The organism is Bradyrhizobium sp. WU425 (assembly GCF_021052305.1).
Classification (GTDB): domain Bacteria; phylum Pseudomonadota; class Alphaproteobacteria; order Rhizobiales; family Xanthobacteraceae; genus Bradyrhizobium; species Bradyrhizobium canariense_D.
Map to the genome: position 1 here is coordinate 4,904,643 of NZ_CP088089.1, position 17,406 is coordinate 4,922,048.

Below are 17,406 nucleotides of genomic sequence, written 5' to 3' on the forward strand. Positions count from 1 at the left end.
CGAAGCGCCGGATGAGGGATCTGTCTCGGCAGATGAGCGTGTGGAGAGATACCCCTCACCCGGCTTCATCTCGCTCCGCTCGATTTCGCCACCCTCTCTCGCGAGGGAGAGGGTTCGAGCGCACCGATTTGGACAACTTTTGAGCAGCGATGGGCTGCCGGGTCAAGCCCGGCAGCGACGGCCCACTCAGGCGAAATAGATCAACCCGAGCCAGTCCGCGACCAGCGCGGGCTTGTCCTCGCCTTCGATTTCCACGGTGACGTTGGTGCGCGACTGCAATTCATTCGGCTTGCGCAGCTTGGCTTCCGCCAGCACGAAACGGCCCCGAACGCGCTTGCCCGAGCGCACCGGCGAGATGAAACGCAGCTTGTCAAAACCGTAATTGACCCCCATCGTGGTGCCCGCGATGACGGGCATCACCTCGTAGGACATAATCGACAGCAGCGACATCGTCAGGAAGCCGTGCGCGATGGTGGTGCCGAACGCCGTCTCGTTCTTCGCACGCTCCGGGTCGACGTGAATGAACTGGTGATCCTCGATCACGTCGGCATAGGTGTCGATGCGGGGCTGATCGACCAGGTGCCACGACGACACGCCGATCTCCTTGCCAACCATGGCCTGATAGGCGTCCAAGGAAATCGGCGGCTTCTTCCAGACTTCGTTCACTTAGGTCTCACTCCGTGTTTTCGGCAGCTCCGGAAAGTCCTCTTCGCGGAATTCCCGGCCGCGCAGGGCATCATTGCGGTCGTCGTCACGCTCCAGCCGTCTCAGCTGAACGCGGCGGATCTTTCCCGAGATCGTCTTCGGCAGCTCCGTGACGATCTCGAGGCGCCGGATGCGCTTGAACGGTGCAAGGCGCGTGTGCAGATGCCTGAAGATGGAGAGCGCCGTCTCCGGCGAACGCTCCGCACCGGATGTCAGCAGCACATAGGCCTTGGGGATCGCGAGCCGGATCGGGTCCGGGCTCGGCACCACGGCAGCTTCCGCGACGAGCTCGTGCTCGAGCAACACGCTCTCGAGTTCGAACGGGCTGATGCGATAGTCGGAGGATTTGAATACGTCGTCGGAGCGGCCGACGAAAGTGAGATAGCCATCGTCATCCTCGAACACGACGTCACCGCTGCGATAAAGCTCGCCTTCGGCGCCGGACAGCCCACCGTCGTCGCCCTGATAGCCCTGCATCAGGCCGGCGGGGCGGTTTTCGCCGAGCACTAGAGCCACCTCGCCCTCTTTGGCCGGATGACCATCGGCGTCGCTGACCTGCACGCGATAGCCCGGCAGCGGCCGGCCCATCGAGCCGACCTTGATCTTTTGCCCCGGCGAGTTGCCGGCCAGCGCCGTGGTTTCGGTCTGGCCGTACCCGTCGCGGATGGTGAGGCCCCAGGCGGCCTGCACCTGCTCGATCACTTCAGGATTGAGGGGCTCGCCGGCGCCGCAGACCTCGCGCAAGGCCACCTTGAACGACGCAAGATTCTCCTGGATGAACAGCCGCCACACCGTCGGCGGCGCGCACAGCGTGGTGACGCCGCAGCGGCCAATGGTGGCAAGCAGCCCCTTGGCGTCGAAGCGCGGCTGGTTGACCACAAAGACGGTCGCGCCCGCATTCCACGGCGCAAAGAAACAGCTCCAGGCGTGCTTGGCCCAACCGGGCGAGGAGATGTTGAGATGGACGTCGCCGGGCTTCAACCCGATCCAATACATGGTCGAGAGATGGCCGACGGGATAACTGCGCTGGCTGTGCCGCACCAGCTTCGGCTTTGCCGTGGTGCCCGAGGTGAAATAGAGCAGCATCGGGTCGTCAGCGTTGGTCGGGCCGTCGGCTGCAAAGCTCTCCGACGCCCTTGCGGCGTCATCATAGGAAAGCCAGCCATCGGAGGCCTCGCCCACGACGATGCGGACGATATTATCGGCGCCAAGACTTGCGAACTTCGCAACCTGGTCCTGCGCGGCCACCACCGCCTTTGCCTTGCCGCGATCGAGCCGGTCGCGCAGCTCGTCGGCGGTGAGCAGCGTCGTCGCGGGAATCACGACGACGCCGAGCTTGATCGCGGCCAGCATCGTCTCCCACAGCGGAACGACATTGCCGAGCAGCAGCAGGAGATGATCGCCGCGCTTCAAGCCTTGCGCGCGGAGGAAGTTGGCGACCTGGTTGGAGCGGCGCGACAACGCCCCGAACGAGAGCTTGGTCTGCCGATCCTGCGCGGCATCGACGATCCAGAGCGCAGGACGATCCTTGCTGTCCGCATTCGCCGCTAGCTCGGCATCGAACCAGTCGAGCGCCCAGTTGAAGGGAATCGGATCCGGCCAGCGGAAGCCCTTGACCGCTGTCTCATAGTCCGTGCGGTTGTGAAGCAGAAACGCGCGCGCTTCCTGAAATGTCGTCATTAGGCTTTCCCGGCCAGCTCCCTAACGTGCTCGATAATTCCGGAAAAATCCACCCCGCCCTGGCCGGCTGCGTCAAAGGCCTGATAGATTTCCTGCGCATGCTTGCCGAGCGGCGTCGCCGCGCCGGCGGCCTTGGCGGCGTCCTGCGCCAGTGTCAGATCCTTCACCATCAGTGCCGAGGCAAAGCCCGGCTTGTAGTGGTTGTTGGCGGGCGAGGTCGGCACCGGCCCGGGCACCGGACAATAGGTCGTCAGCGACCAGCACTGGCCCGACGAGGTCGAGGCAACGTCGAACAGCGCCTGGTGCGAGAGCCCGAGCTTCTCGGCCAGCGCGAACGCCTCACTCACGGCGATCATGGAAATGCCGAGGATCATGTTGTTGCAGATTTTTGCCGCCTGGCCCGCGCCGGCACCGCCGCAATGCACGATCTTCTTGCCCATGTTCTCCAGCACGGGCTTTGCCGCTGCAAACGCGTTGTCCTCGCCGCCGCACATGAAGGTGAGCGTCGCACCCTTGGCTCCGCCGGTGCCGCCGGACACCGGCGCGTCGACCGAAAGCACGCCGTGCTTGGCCGCGAGCGCATGCGCCTGCCGCGCGCTCTCGAGGTCTATGGTGGAGGAGTCGATGATCAACGCGCCCTTGGTCATCGCGGGAACGACCTCGCCCCACACGCCGAGCACATGCTTGCCGGCCGGCAGCATGGTGACGACCACATCGGCACCTTTCACGGCGCCCGCAGCGCTCTCTGCGATGCCGGCACCGTCGGCCTTGGCCTGGTTGCGGGAGGCCTCGGCGAGGTCGAAAGCGACGACCTTGTGGCCGGCCTTGACCAGATTGGCGGCCATGGGGCCGCCCATGTTGCCGAGACCGATGAATGCGATCGTGGCCATCTTGGTTTCCTCCGCTTGAAAGACGTTGTTAGTTGAACTTCAATTCGTCGGCGCCGATCTCGGCGAGATAGTGCGCAAGCATGTCCGGCGTGACGTCCTCGATTCGCGACGGCGACCAGGTCGGATTGCGGTCCTTGTCGATCACGGCGGCGCGCACGCCTTCGCGAAAGTCGTCGCTGCGGAAGACTTCCAGCGCAGCCCGATATTCGCGCACCAGGCATTCTTCCAGGCTCGACGCGGTGCGCGCGAGCCGCAGCAGCTTGAGCGTCACCACCATGCCGCGCGGCGATTTTTCGTTGAGCGCCTTCAACGTCGCCAGCGCGAACTCGGAACCGTCGCGCTTGAGCGCGGCAAAAATGTCTTGCATGCGGTCGAAGCCGAACAGTGCGTCGATCGCCGGCTCCTTTGCGGCGACCGGCCCCGCGATCTCCCCGGTCGCAAAACCGTTGATGAGCTTGCTGACATCGGCCGCGGTGACGCCCTGGCGAACTTTGGTCAGCGCGTCGCGCAACTCGGGCCATTTGGCCGCCGATACCACCGCGTCGGCAAACCTGGCATGGATCGCATCGGGGCCGTTCATGGTCTGGCCGGTCAGGCCGAAATAAGTGCCGATCTCGCCCGGCGAGCGTGACAACAGCCAAGTGCCGCCGACGTCGGGAAAGAAACCGAGCCCGACCTCGGGCATCGCAAGCCTCGTACGGTCAGTCACGATTCGATGGCTCGCATGCGCCGAGAGTCCGACGCCGCCGCCCATCACAATGCCGTCCATGAAGGCGACATAAGGTTTCGGGAATTTCTTGATCCGGGCGTTGAGGATGTACTCTTCCCGCCACAGGATCTTGCCGAGGTCACCATTGACCTTCGAACTTTCCCAGAGCGCACGGATGTCGCCGCCGGCACACAAGCCACGCTCGCCGGCACCTTCCAGCACGATCACGGCAACGGCGGGATCGGCCTCAAAACGGTCGAGCGCCTTGTCGATGTCGCGAAACATCTCCAGCGTCACGGCATTGATCGCCTTGGGGCGGTTGAGCCTGATAAATCCGGCCGAGCCTTCGACCCATGCGACCAGATCGCCTTCCTCCGCTCCACTCATCGGGCGCCCTCGATCAATTTGCGCGCCACGATCAGCCGCATGATTTCGTTGGTGCCTTCGAGAATCTGGTGCACGCGCAAATCGCGCACGATCTTCTCGATGCCGTATTCGCTGAGATAGCCGTAGCCGCCGTGCAGCTGAAGCGCCTGGTTGGCGACCTCGAAGCCGGCATCGGTGCCAAAGCGTTTGGCCATCGCGCAGAGCATCGTGGCGTCGGGATCCTTGCGGTCTAGCGCCGCCGCTGCGCGCCACAGGAACGTACGCGCGGCCTCGAGCTCGATCGCCATGTCGGCGAGACGGAACTGCAATGCCTGGAATTCGTCGAGGCGTTTTCCAAAAGCCTTGCGCTCTTTCATGTAGGAACGCGCCTTGTCGAGCGCGGTCTGCGCGCCGCCTAGTGAGCACGCTGTGATGTTGAGACGCCCGCCGTCGAGGCCTGCCATCGCGATCTTGAAACCGACGCCCTCCTCGCTCAGCCGGTTGGCGACCGGCACGCGGGCGTTCTCGAAGATCACGGCGCGGGTCGGCTGCGCGTTCCAGCCCATCTTGCGCTCGTTGGCGCCGAACGAGACGCCCGGCGTGTTGCCGTCGATGACCAGCGTCGAGATGCCGCCGGGGCCATCGCCGCCGGTGCGCACCATCGCGACCAGGAGATCGGTCCCGCCGGCGCCGGAGATGAACTGCTTCTGGCCGTTGAGAACGTAATGATCGCCGTCGCGCACGGCACGGGTGCGGAGCGCTGCCGCGTCCGAGCCGGCGCCGGGCTCGGTCAGGCAGTAGCTCGCGATCAGCTCCATGGTGCAGAGCTTGGGCAGCCATTTGTGGCGCTGGGTGTCGCTGCCGTAGGCATCGATCATCCACGACGCCATATTGTGGATGGAGATGAAGGCCGAGGTGGTCGGACAGCCCGTCGCCAGCGCTTCGAAGATCAGCGCCGCGTCGAACCGTGTCATGGCGGAGCCACCCACATCCTCGCGGATGTAGATGCCGCCCATGCCGAGCGTGGCGGCCTCGCGCATCACCTCGACGGGAAAATGCTTCTCCTCGTCCCAGCGCAGCGCGTGCGGCGCGATCTTTTCCGCCGCAAACGCCAACGCCATGTCGCGAACCGCGATCTGATCCTCGTTCAGAGCGAACTGCATCTGTTAGCTTCGCTCCAACGACGGTTACTTCATCAGCGGGATCGAGAACTCCGCGCCTTCCTTGACGCCGGACGGCCAGCGCGAGGTCACCGTCTTGGTCTTGGTGTAGAAGCGGACCGAATCCGGGCCGTGCTGGTTGAGATCGCCGAAGCCCGACTTCTTCCAGCCGCCGAAGGTGTAATACGCAATCGGCACCGGGATCGGCACGTTGATCCCGACCATGCCGACGTTGACCTTGGCCGCGAAGTCGCGCGCGGCGTCGCCGTCGCGGGTGAAGATCGCAACGCCGTTGCCGTAATCATGCTCCGACGGCAGCGCCAGCGCTTCCTTGTAATCGTGCGCGCGCACGACCGAGAGCACGGGGCCAAAAATCTCTTCCTTGTAGATCCGCATGTCCTTGGTGACGTTGTCGAACAGCGAACCGCCGAGATAGAAGCCGTTCTCGTAGCCCTGCATCTTGAAGCCGCGGCCGTCGACGGCGAGCGTCGCGCCTTCCTTGATGCCGATGTCGATATAGCCCTTGACCTTCTCGACCGCCTCGCGCGTCACCAGCGGACCGTAATCGGCGGAGGGATCGATCGAGGTGCCGATCTTGAGACTCTCGACGCGCGGGACCAGCTTTTCCATCAGGCGGTCGGCAGTGGCCTTGCCGACCGGAACCGCGACTGACACGGCCATGCAGCGTTCGCCGGCCGAACCGTAGCCGGCGCCGATCAGTGCGTCGACTGCCTGGTCCATGTCGGCATCCGGCATGATGATGGCGTGGTTCTTGGCGCCGCCAAAACATTGGCAGCGCTTGCCGGTCTGGGCGGCGCGCTCGTAGATGTATTGCGCGATCGGGGTGGAGCCGACGAAGCCGACGGCCTTGATGTCGGGATCGTCGAGGATGGCGTCGACCGCTTCCTTGTCGCCGTTGACGACATTGAGGATGCCGGACGGCAGGCCCGCCTCGATCATCAGTTCGGCAAGCATCATCGGCACGCCGGGATCGCGCTCCGACGGCTTCAGGATGAAGGCGTTGCCGCAGGCAATCGCAGGAGCGAACTTCCACATCGGAATCATCGCCGGGAAATTGAACGGCGTGATGCCGGCGACGACGCCGAGCGCCTGGCGCATCGAATAGATGTCGATGCCGGGGCCGGCGCCTTCGGTGTACTCGCCCTTCATCAGATGCGGAATGCCGCAGGCGAACTCCGCGACCTCGAGGCCGCGCTGGATGTCACCCTTGGCGTCAGGAACGGTCTTGCCATGCTCGCGGGCAAGCAGTTCGGCCAGCTTGTCGTAGTCGCGCTGCACCAGCTCGACGAACTTCATCATGACGCGAGCGCGGCGCTGCGGGTTGGTCGCGGCCCATTCCGGCTGCGCGGCGCGGGCGTTTTCCACGGCGGCGCGAACCTCGGCCTTGGACGCCAGCGCCACCTTGGCCTGAACGTCACCGGTCATCGGCTCGAAAACGTCGGCGGTGCGGCCCGAGGTGCCCTTGACCTCCTTGCCACCAATGAAATGTCCGACTGAACGCATGGAATGGTCTCCTTGAGGCGAGCTTGAACGCTTTGACAAATCCTATCGACCTGCATTTTATAGGATTCAAGTCTGAGATAATGCACCATAGATGTGCGAAAATGCTGGATCAAGGCGCTATCGACTGGGACGACTTCCGGTTCGTGCTGGCCATCGTGCGGGGCGGCTCGGTTTCGGCTGCGGCAAAACAGCTCGGCGTCGACCATGCCACCGTGATCCGCCGCGTCGACCGGCTGGAGAAGCACCTCTCGGCCAAGCTGTTTGACCGGCGCAAGACCGGCTACCTGCTGACAGAGGCCGGCCAGCGCGTCGCCGACAGCGCGGAAGCGATGGAATCGACCATCGTCGCCAACCAGGAGCAGGTCGGTGGCTCCGTGGCGCGGCTGACCGGCACGGTGCGGATCGGCGCGCCGGACGGTTTTGGCACCGCCTTCCTGGCGCCGCGACTGGCGCCGTTCGCGGACCGGTATCCCGATCTCGACCTGCAACTGGTGGCCACCGCGCGGCTGTTCAGCCTCTCCAAGCGCGAGGCCGATATCGCCATCAGCCTGACCATGCCGAAGGAAGGCCGCATCGTCGGCCGCAAGCTGCTCGACTACCGGCTCGGACTCTATGCCGCGCCCGCCTATCTCGACCGCTTCCCGAAAATCACCTCGCGCGAGGTCCTGCCGCAGCATCGATTCGTCGGCTATATCGAGGAGCTCTTGTTCACGCCCGAGCTCGACTATCTGCCGCAGGTCTCGCCGAAGATCTCCGCGCGCTTGCGCAGCGCCAATCTGATCGCACAACTCAACGCCACGCTCGCCGGCTTCGGTATTGCGGTGCTGCCGCACTTCATGGCGGCCGACTATCCGCAGCTGATTGCGGTGCTGGCGGAAGAGGTCTCGATCACCCGCACCTTCTGGATGCTGATGCACGCCGACAGCAAGGACCTCGCACGCATCCGCGCGGTGGCGGATTATATTTCCGAGATTGTGGAGCGCGAGCGGGCGTTGTTTGCGGGGCTCTGAAGCCTAGCTCTGCTTCGCCTTTTTCGCCGCCGCAGCCTTCGGCTCACGCCGCGCGCCGTCCAGCGCGCTGTCCTTGCCCGTCTTCAGCACCTCATCCGACAGCTCGCTCGAGCCGGCAATGCGCGCGAGCAACATGGTGCCGGCCATGGTCGCCAGCGTCGCGATCGCCTGCTTGCGCGCGGCCTTGCGCGGCAGATTCGGGATGAAGTCCGTGATCATCTCGATCATCTCGTCGAGCTTGCCGGCAAAGGCCTTTCGCGTCTTCGGGCTCTCTCGGGCGATCTCGGCGCCGAGCGCGGGGATCGAGCAGCCGTGACCGGGGTTGTCGCGATGCACCGCGGAGAGATAGGTCTCAACGATCTGACTGAGCTGCTTCTCCGGCGTGACCTGATCGGATTGCTTGCGCCAGTGCTCCATCGAGCGATCCATAGCGTAGCCAAACGCCTCGATCACCAGCGCCTCGCGGGAATCGAAATGGGCGTAGAAGCCGCCATGGGTCAGGCCCGCTTCCTTCATGAGGTCGGCGACACCGATGCCGTGGGCGCCCTTTTCGCGCAGCCGCACGGAGGCCTTCTTCACGATGCGGTCGTGGGTTTCCTGCTTGTGTTCCCGGGAATAGCGCATGCGGATCTCATTGGATGTCGGGGGTCATCTAATAACACGGATATCGGCCGGACGGCGCATTAATTCCCGGTAAAATTGTTGCCGATCATGGAAAAGGTCGCCGTTGCGTGCACCGCAAGCGCCCCCTTACCGTCGCGGACAAATCCCTCGGCGTAGCTGGTCTGGCGTCCCAGCTTGATCACCTTGCCTTCGGCGGAGATCAACCCGGACCGGACCGAGAGCGGACGCAGGAAGGTCATTTTCAGATCGAGGGTGACGGAGCCCTGCCCGGGCTCCAGCCGGGTCGAGATCGCACACCCCATGGCGGTGTCGAGCAGCGCGGCGGCTGTGGCCCCGTGCAGGAGGCCTATGGTGTTTTCGAGATCCTCGCGCGGCTCGAGTTCCATGACGATCCGGCCCGGCTCGACCACGGCCATGATGAAGCCGATCAGCTTGGCAAAGGGTGGCGGCGGCAGCCTTCCGTCGCGGATGCCCAGCATCGCATCCATGCCTGACAGGCCCATCGCCACTTTCGCAACCGGCGCAGGCACCTGCCATTCAACCACCCGCTCGCGCCGGCCCGCAGGCGAAAACAGGTCGAGTTGATCGATGTCGGTCATCGCGGCCTCTTTTGTATGATTTTCATCATACTATGCTGCGGACTTAGCGCTGGCAACTCCCTCCCCGCCGGCTTGACAAGCAATGCGTTTCGGCCCGGAAGTGTGACCTGACCGGCGTATTCGCACGTCTACGAAGCTCAGAGATCCTCTCATGGAAATGCTCAACAACCACTGCGGCGTGACGCGCGATGCGCGCGGCGTCGTTCATGTCGCGATCTGCAATGCCGGCTCGCTGAACATTTTGAGCTCGCCCGTCACCGATGCGGTGCGCGAAGGCCTGCAGCAGCTCTCGTCCGACCGCAGCATCCGGGTCGTGGTGCTGCGCGGCCAGAGCGAGAAGAGCATGATCGGCGGCGCCGACATCAAGGAGATGGCCAAGCTCGACCAGAAGTCCGCCGAGGCCTTCATCAGCCGCCTGCGCGACCTCTGCGAGGCCGTGCGCGCCTTCCCGGCCCCTATGATCGCGCGCATGCCCGGCTGGTGCCTCGGCGGCGGGCTCGAAGTCGCCGCGGCCTGCGATTTCCGGATCGCCGCCCGTGACGCGCATTTCGGCATGCCGGAGGTGCGGGTCGGCATTCCCTCGGTGATCCATGCCGCGCTGCTGCCGCGCCTGATCGGGTGGGCCCGCGCGCGCTGGCTGGTGATGACCGCTGAGAACATCGACGCGCCGACGGCGCTCGCCTGGGGACTGGTCGACAAGGTCGCGCCGGAGGGCGGGCTCGATGCCGAGGTCGAGCACCTCGTGAAAGCCCTGCTCGAATGCGGCCCCGAGGCGCTGCGGTCGCAGAAGGCACTGTTGCGGCAATGGGAGGAGCTGCCGCTGACCGAGTCGGTAAATTTGAGCGTCAAAGTCTTCGGCGAGTCGTTCCTGACGGACGAGCCGACGCGGCTGATGGGCGCGTTTGTGAATCGGAAGCGGTAGGCGCTCTCCACCTCGTCCGAGCGAACGAGCAAATCTCATCCGACCTACGACAATTTCTCATGCCCCGCGCAGTTGCATTTTTTGCGCCGCATCATATGATGACCGTAATCTTACATAGTTGGCATCTCACGGAGTCTCACCCATGGCCGAAGCCGCCGATCCCGTCGTCATCGTCTCCGCCGTCCGGACACCGCTCGGCCGCTTCATGGGCGAGCTTTCGCCGCTGGCCGCGCACAAGCTCGGATCGCACGTGATCGGCGCGGCACTGGAGCGTGCCAAGCTTGCGCCGGAGAAAATCGACGAGGTTTTCATGGGCTGCGTCCTTCCCGCCGGCCAGGGCCAGGCCCCCGCGCGCCAGGCTGCGCGGGCCGCCGGCCTACCCGATGCCACCGGCGCGACTACTGTCAACAAGGTCTGCGGCTCCGGCATGAAAGCGACCATGCTGGCGCACGACATCATTTGCGCCGGCTCGGCCGAGATCGTCGTCTCCGGCGGCATGGAAAGCATGAGCAACGCGCCGTATCTGCTCGCCAAGGCGCGTGGCGGCTATCGCGCCGGCCATGATCGCATCATCGACCATATGATGATGGACGGCCTCGAAGACGCCTACGAGACCGGCCGCTCCATGGGCGATTTCGGCGAGGCCACCGCAGAAGTCTATCAGTTCACCCGCAAGGACCAGGACGCCTTTGCGATGGAAACGCTCAGCCGCGCACGCAAGGCGGTCGAGGGCGGTGCGTTCAAGGCCGAGATCGCGCCGATCACGCTGAGTGAGAAGGCCGGCCCCCGCATCGTCGCCAATGACGAACATCCGCTCAAGGTCGATCCCGCAAAGATCCCCGGGCTGAAGCCGGCGTTCCGCGCCAACGGCACCATCACGCCGGCGGCCTCCTCCGCCAACGCCGACGGCGCCGCTGCGCTGGTTCTGACGAAGCGCTCGCTCGCCGATCGCAGCGGCCTGCCGGCTCTCGCCGTGATCAAAGGCCACACCACCCACAGCCAGGAGCCGCAATGGTTCACTACGGCCCCGATCCCGGCGATCCGCAAGCTCTTGGACAAAGTCGGCTGGAATGCCGGCGATGTCGATCTGTTCGAGATCAACGAAGCCTTCGCCGTGGTGGCGATGGCGGCCCAGCGCGATCTCGGCATTCCCCGCGACAAGCTCAACATCAACGGCGGCGCCTGCGCGCTCGGCCATCCCATCGGCGCCACCGGCGCACGGCTGATCGTGACGCTGCTGCATGCGCTCGAGGCGCGAAACCTCAAGCGTGGCGTCGCCGCGCTCTGCATCGGCGGCGGCGAAGCTACTGCGATCGCGGTAGAGCGCCTGACGCACTGACGAGAACGTCCGGAAATGAGGGAACTCCGTCATTTCCGACAGACGCGTCCCGTGCCATTCTGAAAACTTGCGCAGGCTCTCGCCTGCCCATCAAGATTGAGGCCCAATGATCTCGAACTGGCTCGCGGCAACACTCGGCCGCCGCAATATCCACTACGGCTGGGTGATGGTCGGCGTGACCTTCCTCACCGCGCTGATCAGCGCCGGCACGGTCGGCGCGCCCGGCGTTTTCATTGTTCCGCTTCAGAAGGAATTCGGCTGGAGCACGGCGGAGATCTCGTCGGCGTTGTCGATTCGCTTCATCCTGTTCGGGCTGATGGCGCCGTTCGCGGCGGCCCTGCTCAACCGCTACGGCCTGCGAAATGTCACGCTGACCGCGCAGCTCATCGTGGTCTCGGCGCTGGTGCTCTCGCTCGGCATGACGGAGGTCTGGCAGCTCGTCGCGCTGTGGGGCGTCGTGATCGGGATCGGCACCGGCATGACCGCGCTGGTGCTGGGCGCTACCATCGCGACGCGCTGGTTCGCGGCGCGGCGCGGCCTCGTCGTCGGCATCATGACCGCGAGCGTCGCCACCGGTCAGCTCGTGTTCCTGCCGCTGCTGGCAAGCCTCACCGAACGCTTCGGCTGGCGGCTTGCGCTCGGCTTCGTCTGCATCGCACTTGGTGTTTCCGCCCTCGCGGTCCTGCTCGCGATGCGCGACCGTCCGAGCGATTTGGGCCTGCGCCCGTTCGGCGACGAAGGCACCACACCCCTGCCAGCGCCGCCCGTCAGCCATGGCTCGATCACCGGCGTCGCACTCGGCACGCTGCGCGAGGCCTCGAAGAGCGGCGCGTTCTGGGTCCTGTTTGCGACGTTCTTCGTCTGCGGCGCATCCACAAACGGCCTCGTGCAGGTGCATCTGATTCCGATGTGCCTCGATTTCGGCATCCCGCAGGTGCAGGCCGCGGGCTTGCTGGCTGCAATGGGCATCTTCGACTTCTTCGGCACCATCATGTCGGGATGGCTTTCGGACCGCTACGACAACCGCTATTTGCTGTTCTGGTATTACGGCCTGCGCGGGCTCTCGCTGATCTTCCTCCCCTTCAGCGATTTCTCGTTCTATGGGCTCTCGATCTTCGCGATGTTCTACGGGCTCGACTGGATTGCAACTGTGCCGCCCACGGTGCGCCTGACCGCGCAGAAATTCGGACCTGAGCGCGCCAATCTGGTGTTCGGCTGGATCTTTGCAGGCCACCAGCTCGGCGCGGGCACCGCTGCCTTCGGCGCCGGTCTCTCGCGGACGGTCTATCAGAGCTACCTGCCCGCCTTCTTCATCGCCGGCGCGCTCTGCGTGTTCGCCTCGCTGATCGTGCTGACGCTGTCGCGACAACCGAAGCCGAAGCCGCAAGCGGCGATGGCTTAGTATCTGATGGTGCCGGTGACGCCGTAAAATGCGGCGTCACCGATCCGCCCGACACGAGGCGGGTCGTCCGGGTTCGGGGTGCCGCTCGATTGCGGAAGACGTACCTGAAGGTAAAGCGCGACCAGCCGTCGCAGATCGAAAATCAGCAAGGCGAACCTGCCGTAACCGTCAACAGACGCCTTGCGGATGTTCATGTGTCGCAATTATGTCGGCTGGCCGCTCAGGCGAGGGACCCCCCGCGCGGGTTGACGATCGTATAGCCACGCAATGAACGCGCATGCATTCGCGTCGCGTGTCCGCCCGAGTTGGCATCGTACGCCATCCAGATGTCCCCTTCCAAATGCTGCTCGAGGACGAATACATGTCCACGTCGCGCTGCGACCATTCCCGGTGCGGGTGATGTCCGCGGGAAGCGCAGCCAATTGGCCGCAAGATTCAATTCCGGCACGATACGGCCGAACACGCGCAGAGCCGCGCCGCAGCCGCAGAAGGAGGAAGGACACCCTGCCGGACGACTGCCGACGATGCGGGCGCTGGAGATGCTCGTCGTCGGGGCGCCGCCCGCGTCGGTCACTGTCAATTGCGTCGCGCGATAGGCTTGTAGCGAGGACCTGGGATTCAGTGGGGACCGGGAAGCCCGCTCACGGCGCGGTTGCGCATATGAGAAGTCGCAGGGCATCGTGACGTTGCATTCAGGTACTTGATGAATGCGATAAGTCCGTGCTTCGGAAGCGACGGAGCTGAGGGCAACCAAGAGACACGCAGAAAGAACCGCCTTGAAGATTGCAGGGCTCCAAATTGAAGATCCCTGCCCCGGCAATGAGAAACCAATAACAGTTTGGCTGAAATCGGCTAAAAGAACGGCCAAAAGTGGCTTCATTTGCAGGCCGATTTCTGCAGTCCTCATAGCCCAGACGTAGCGGCGGAGATAGATAACTCGCAGAGAACGAACGCGTGTCGTCGCAACCGAAACGCGATCGCATGTGCACGCGCCGCTCACCGATGGGCGTCGACCGGCCCGAGCGCACAATTGCGCAGGGTACCCCTCGAGCCATAAACCCGGCCGGTGATTGTTGCGCGCTTGGTCAACCCCGAGTCGTCGCCAAACCCGCTCCTGTGGCTATCGCAAAGTCCGATTTTGCAGCGCCGAGCGCTGCGGCGAGCTCGTCGATGTGGTAAGGCTTCGATAGGATCCGGATCCCGGCCTGCTCGGCGTCGTGAACCGCGGCTTCGGCGTATCCGCTCGTCAGCAGGACCGGAATGTCGCTTCGCCTTCTTCTGATCTCGCGCGCGAGTTCGACACCGTTCATGCCGCCCGGCATCATGATATCGGAAAACACCAGATCGACGGAGCGGCCGTCCGCTAGGGCACCGAGAGCCGCCGCAGCGCTGGCCGCCCGCGTGACCTGGTAACCGAGCTGCGCAAGCATCTCGCTGACGAGCGCGGCGACCTCGTCGTCGTCTTCGACGAGGAGGATTCGCCCCTGATTGGCCTTCTTGGGCCGCGCCCTGTTCAGGTCGATGAGGTGCCGTTCACCCGAAGGGATATTCCTGGATCGCGGCAAATAGAGCTCGATGCTGGTGCCCTCGTCGACGATCGATTTTATTCGAACCATCCCGCGTGATTGCGTGGCAAATCCGTGGACCTGAGCAAGCCCCAGGCCCGAGCCTTTCCCGACATCCTTGGTCGTGAAGAACGGTTCGAAGACCCGCGCCAGGATCTCGGGGCTCATTCCAACACCCCTGTCGACCACGGATAGGCGAACGTAATCGCCCGCGATCTCGTTCTCGTTCAGGCCGGCCAGGTTCTCGCCACGGACAACGATCGTACCGCCGTTCGGCATCGCATCGCGGGCGTTGACCGCCAGATTGAGAATGACCAGTTCGAGCTCTCCCGGATCGACCTCAACCGGCCAAAGCCCCTCCGGAAAATCGAACTCGACGTGAACGTCGCCTCTCAGGCTCCGATCGAGCAATTCGCGCATGCCGCCGATCTGCGCGGGGATGTCGACGGCCTCGGGCCGGAGCTTCTGCCGCCGTGAAAAAGCCAGAAGCTGCCTGGTCAGGCCCGCACCACGCTGCGCCGCCTGAACCATTCCTTCCAACAGCCGACGCCGCCGATCAGGATCGGTCTGTCGGTCGAGCATGTCCAATCCACCGGAGATCACCATCAGCAGATTATTGAAATCGTGAGCTACTCCGCCGGTCAATTGCCCAATGGCCTCGATCTTCTGGGCCTGACGAAGGGTCTCCTCGACGCGGGCGCGCTCTTCCATTTCGGCCCGCAGATGCTTGTTGGCCTCCTCGAGGGCACGGGTGCGCTCGACCACGAGCTTCTCGAGCTCCTGGGCCGTCCGCTCGCGCGCCTGCAGCAAGGTCCGAATTTCATATTGCCGCCGGCGGGCCCGCATTGCGGATTGAATTGCGCTCGTCAGCGTGATCGGCTGAACCGGGCGCTCGAGCAGCGAAACGTTGCGGAGTGTCTCGACGATGCTGCGGCGCCAGGCAACCACCGCCGGCTGCTCCCGGTGGCTGGTAAGAATGACAAAGGGCAGGTCGGACCAGGGCGGCTGCCGCTCGATCCAATGTGCCAGCGGCTGGGTATCCTTTCCGAACAAGCCCTCCTCGGCGAGAAGCACCGCGCCCACGCCAGCCGACATCTCGTTGACCAGTTCAGGCAGACCTCGACAATTGATTGCCACGAGATTCGAACTGCGGAGAAGCTCGACCGATGCCGGTCCATCGCGGCCAATCGGAGCAAACACGAGGACGCAATGATCGCGGTCGGCGCTCATTCCGACAGCCCCTCCGGTATCTCCGTGCCCGAGTAACGCGGATTCCCGGAAAAGATGCCGCTGAATCCGGTCAGCGGAGGACCGACCGTAATGCCGGCACTGCCAAGACGAAACTCGCGGATGGAATTTTCATGATTGCCGCTGCGCTTCTTCACGACCGAGAGGGCGCGCCGCACCGTTCCGCCGACCTCGAAATAGCGCAGCATGAGCACGGCATCGCTCAAATAACTGATATCGAGGGCCGTTTCCATCGGGCCGACCAGCCCATGCTGAGCGAGGATAAGGACGGTCAGCACGCCTTTCTGCCCGAGATAGCTCAAGAGCTCGTGCATCTGGAGGATGAGAAATCGCTCATCCGGCATTGCGTTGAGGTAGCCGTTCAGACTGTCGATGACAACAATTCGGGCGTTGTCCTTTTCGACGCTGTTGCGCACATTGGCGGCGAATTCGCCGGGGGACATTTCGGCGGGATCGATCTGTTTAAATCGGATGAGTCCCGATTGCAGATGGCTTTCAAGCGGCAGGCCCAGCGTTCGAGCCCGGGCCTCCACTGTACCGCGACCTTCATCGAAGGCAAAGAACACCGCATGCTCACCGCGATCTGCCGCCGCGATCGCATAGGTCAGCGCGAGAGACGACTTGCCGACACCGGCGGCGCCCAAGAGCAGCGCACTGGTGCCGCGCTCGAGCCCTCCTCCCAGTAGCTGGTCGAGGTGTGCATTGCCGCTGGGCGTCAACTCACCGATAAACGAGGTGTGATGTTCCGCCGCCACCAGACGGGGGAATATCCGCACCCCTCCCGCTTCGATCGTGAAATCGTGGAAACCGCCGCGAAATCGAATGCCGCGCATCTTGATCACGCGAAGCCGCCGGCGCTCTGCCCCATAATCAATGGCGAGCTGTTCGAGCATCACGACGCCATGCGCGATCGAATGGAGTTGCAGATCGTCCTGGGAGGACGAGAGATCGTCGAGGAGGATGACCGTGCAGTTGCGGTTGGTGAAAAAGTGCTTCAGGGCCAGAACCTGGCGCCGGTACCGCAGCGGGTTCTGCGCAAGGAGGCGGAGCTCGGACAGGCTGTCCAGCACCACGCGCGCGGGATTGATCCGTTCGACCTCCTTGAATATCAGGCCCGTGGTTTCGCTCAGCTCCATCTCGGCGGGGTGGAAGACGGTGAGCTCGCGCTCCGGATCGAGCGTCGTCTCAGGCGGCACCAGTTCGAAGATGTCGACTCCTTGCAACGACCAGCCGTGCCGCTGTGCAACCAGCGTCAGCTCACGCTTGGTTTCCGACAAGGAGATATAGAGCACGCGTTCACCGGAGCGGGCGCCCTCGAGAAGGAATTGAAGCGCCATCGTGGTCTTGCCCGAGCCGGGCCGACCCTCGTAGAGGTACATGCGATTGGGATCGAGCCCGCCGTACAGGATATCGTCGAGGCCATCACTGCCGGTCGAAATCCTGGGCAACTCTCCGGGGTCGCTGGTTTGCGCCCGGCTCGATGAATTGATCATTGAACCCCCGTGAAGCTCCATCGCCAAAAGTGCGCTCCGGCCCCGAGATGGACGCGCGGTCAGCGGTCCGGCCCCGGCCGTAAGGCGAAATTTGGCAAAGAACGCCCAAGCCGGGTTCCAAGTTCCGCCTTCAGATGCATGTCCGCCAGACCGTCTGCCGCGGAACCGTT

16 protein-coding genes are annotated in these 17,406 nt (G+C 64.1%); 4 read left to right on the forward strand and 12 right to left on the reverse strand.

The features are described 5' to 3' along the window. Positions 1–186: 186 nt before the first annotated feature. From BcanWU425_RS23950 to BcanWU425_RS23975, 6 genes are read right to left on the reverse strand one after another with little or no spacing between them, the layout of a single operon-like run. Positions 187–666 (reverse strand): MaoC family dehydratase, encoded by a 480-nt coding sequence (locus tag BcanWU425_RS23950; RefSeq protein ID WP_018459212.1) that lies wholly within the window; start codon positions 664–666, stop codon positions 187–189. Beyond that, the gene (locus BcanWU425_RS23955; RefSeq protein WP_018459213.1) at positions 667–2,385 is read right to left on the reverse strand and encodes an AMP-binding protein; all 1,719 of its coding nucleotides are present in this window, start codon (positions 2,383–2,385) and stop codon (positions 667–669) included. Next, positions 2,385–3,275, reverse strand: coding sequence for a 3-hydroxyisobutyrate dehydrogenase (gene mmsB / locus BcanWU425_RS23960; protein WP_231188598.1), 891 nt, complete (start codon positions 3,273–3,275; stop codon positions 2,385–2,387). The genes BcanWU425_RS23955 and mmsB overlap by 1 nt, the downstream gene beginning before the upstream one ends. Positions 3,276–3,303: 28 nt before the next feature. Then, positions 3,304–4,371 carry an enoyl-CoA hydratase/isomerase family protein gene (locus BcanWU425_RS23965; RefSeq protein WP_018459215.1) on the reverse strand — a complete coding sequence of 356 codons (1,068 nt, stop codon included), beginning with the start codon at positions 4,369–4,371 and terminating at the stop codon, positions 3,304–3,306. Beyond that, positions 4,368–5,513 carry an isobutyryl-CoA dehydrogenase gene (locus BcanWU425_RS23970; protein WP_018459216.1) on the reverse strand — a complete coding sequence of 382 codons (1,146 nt, stop codon included), beginning with the start codon at positions 5,511–5,513 and terminating at the stop codon, positions 4,368–4,370. The genes BcanWU425_RS23965 and BcanWU425_RS23970 overlap by 4 nt, the downstream gene beginning before the upstream one ends. A gap of 24 nt (positions 5,514–5,537) precedes the next feature. Beyond that, entirely contained in the window at positions 5,538–7,034 is a 1,497-nt protein-coding gene (locus BcanWU425_RS23975) for a CoA-acylating methylmalonate-semialdehyde dehydrogenase (RefSeq protein WP_018459217.1), read from the reverse strand. A 101-nt stretch (positions 7,035–7,135) separates the two neighbouring features. Here BcanWU425_RS23975 and BcanWU425_RS23980 point away from each other — a divergent pair, with 101 nt between their 5' ends. Beyond that, positions 7,136–8,044, forward strand: coding sequence for a LysR family transcriptional regulator (locus tag BcanWU425_RS23980; RefSeq protein WP_018459218.1), 909 nt, complete (start codon positions 7,136–7,138; stop codon positions 8,042–8,044). Positions 8,045–8,047: 3 nt separating this feature from the next. Here BcanWU425_RS23980 and BcanWU425_RS23985 read toward each other — a convergent pair whose 3' ends face one another. Continuing rightward, the gene (locus tag BcanWU425_RS23985; protein WP_018459219.1) at positions 8,048–8,668 is read right to left on the reverse strand and encodes a TetR/AcrR family transcriptional regulator; all 621 of its coding nucleotides are present in this window, start codon (positions 8,666–8,668) and stop codon (positions 8,048–8,050) included. A gap of 59 nt (positions 8,669–8,727) precedes the next feature. Beyond that, positions 8,728–9,267, reverse strand: a complete 540-nt coding sequence (locus BcanWU425_RS23990) for a PaaI family thioesterase (RefSeq protein ID WP_018459220.1) — start codon at positions 9,265–9,267, stop codon at positions 8,728–8,730. A gap of 151 nt (positions 9,268–9,418) precedes the next feature. Here BcanWU425_RS23990 and BcanWU425_RS23995 point away from each other — a divergent pair, with 151 nt between their 5' ends. The 3 genes from BcanWU425_RS23995 to BcanWU425_RS24005 all read left to right on the forward strand — a co-directional run bounded on the left by BcanWU425_RS23995 (position 9,419) and on the right by BcanWU425_RS24005 (position 12,930). After that, positions 9,419–10,189 carry an enoyl-CoA hydratase gene (locus BcanWU425_RS23995; protein WP_018459221.1) on the forward strand — a complete coding sequence of 257 codons (771 nt, stop codon included), beginning with the start codon at positions 9,419–9,421 and terminating at the stop codon, positions 10,187–10,189. A 142-nt stretch (positions 10,190–10,331) separates the two neighbouring features. Next, a complete protein-coding gene (locus BcanWU425_RS24000; RefSeq protein WP_204510948.1) occupies positions 10,332–11,528 on the forward strand; it encodes an acetyl-CoA C-acyltransferase in 1,197 nt (398 codons plus the stop codon). A gap of 106 nt (positions 11,529–11,634) precedes the next feature. Beyond that, positions 11,635–12,930 carry an MFS transporter gene (locus BcanWU425_RS24005; protein ID WP_018459223.1) on the forward strand — a complete coding sequence of 432 codons (1,296 nt, stop codon included), beginning with the start codon at positions 11,635–11,637 and terminating at the stop codon, positions 12,928–12,930. Here BcanWU425_RS24005 and BcanWU425_RS24010 read toward each other — a convergent pair. The 4 genes from BcanWU425_RS24010 to BcanWU425_RS24025 form a co-directional block, all read right to left on the reverse strand. Beyond that, positions 12,927–13,124: a hypothetical protein gene (locus BcanWU425_RS24010; protein ID WP_018459224.1), complete on the reverse strand. Its 198-nt coding sequence runs from the start codon at positions 13,122–13,124 to the stop codon at positions 12,927–12,929. The genes BcanWU425_RS24005 and BcanWU425_RS24010 overlap by 4 nt on opposite strands. A 26-nt stretch (positions 13,125–13,150) precedes the next feature. After that, complete coding sequence (locus tag BcanWU425_RS24015) at positions 13,151–13,837, reverse strand: hypothetical protein (RefSeq protein ID WP_231188600.1); 687 nt, start codon at positions 13,835–13,837, stop codon at positions 13,151–13,153. Positions 13,838–14,015: 178 nt separating this feature from the next. Continuing rightward, entirely contained in the window at positions 14,016–15,725 is a 1,710-nt protein-coding gene (locus BcanWU425_RS24020; protein ID WP_018459226.1) for a response regulator, read from the reverse strand. After that, positions 15,722–17,236, reverse strand: a complete 1,515-nt coding sequence (locus BcanWU425_RS24025; protein ID WP_018459227.1) for an ATPase domain-containing protein — start codon at positions 17,234–17,236, stop codon at positions 15,722–15,724. The genes BcanWU425_RS24020 and BcanWU425_RS24025 overlap by 4 nt, the downstream gene beginning before the upstream one ends. Between the last annotated feature and the right edge of the window lie 170 nt (positions 17,237–17,406).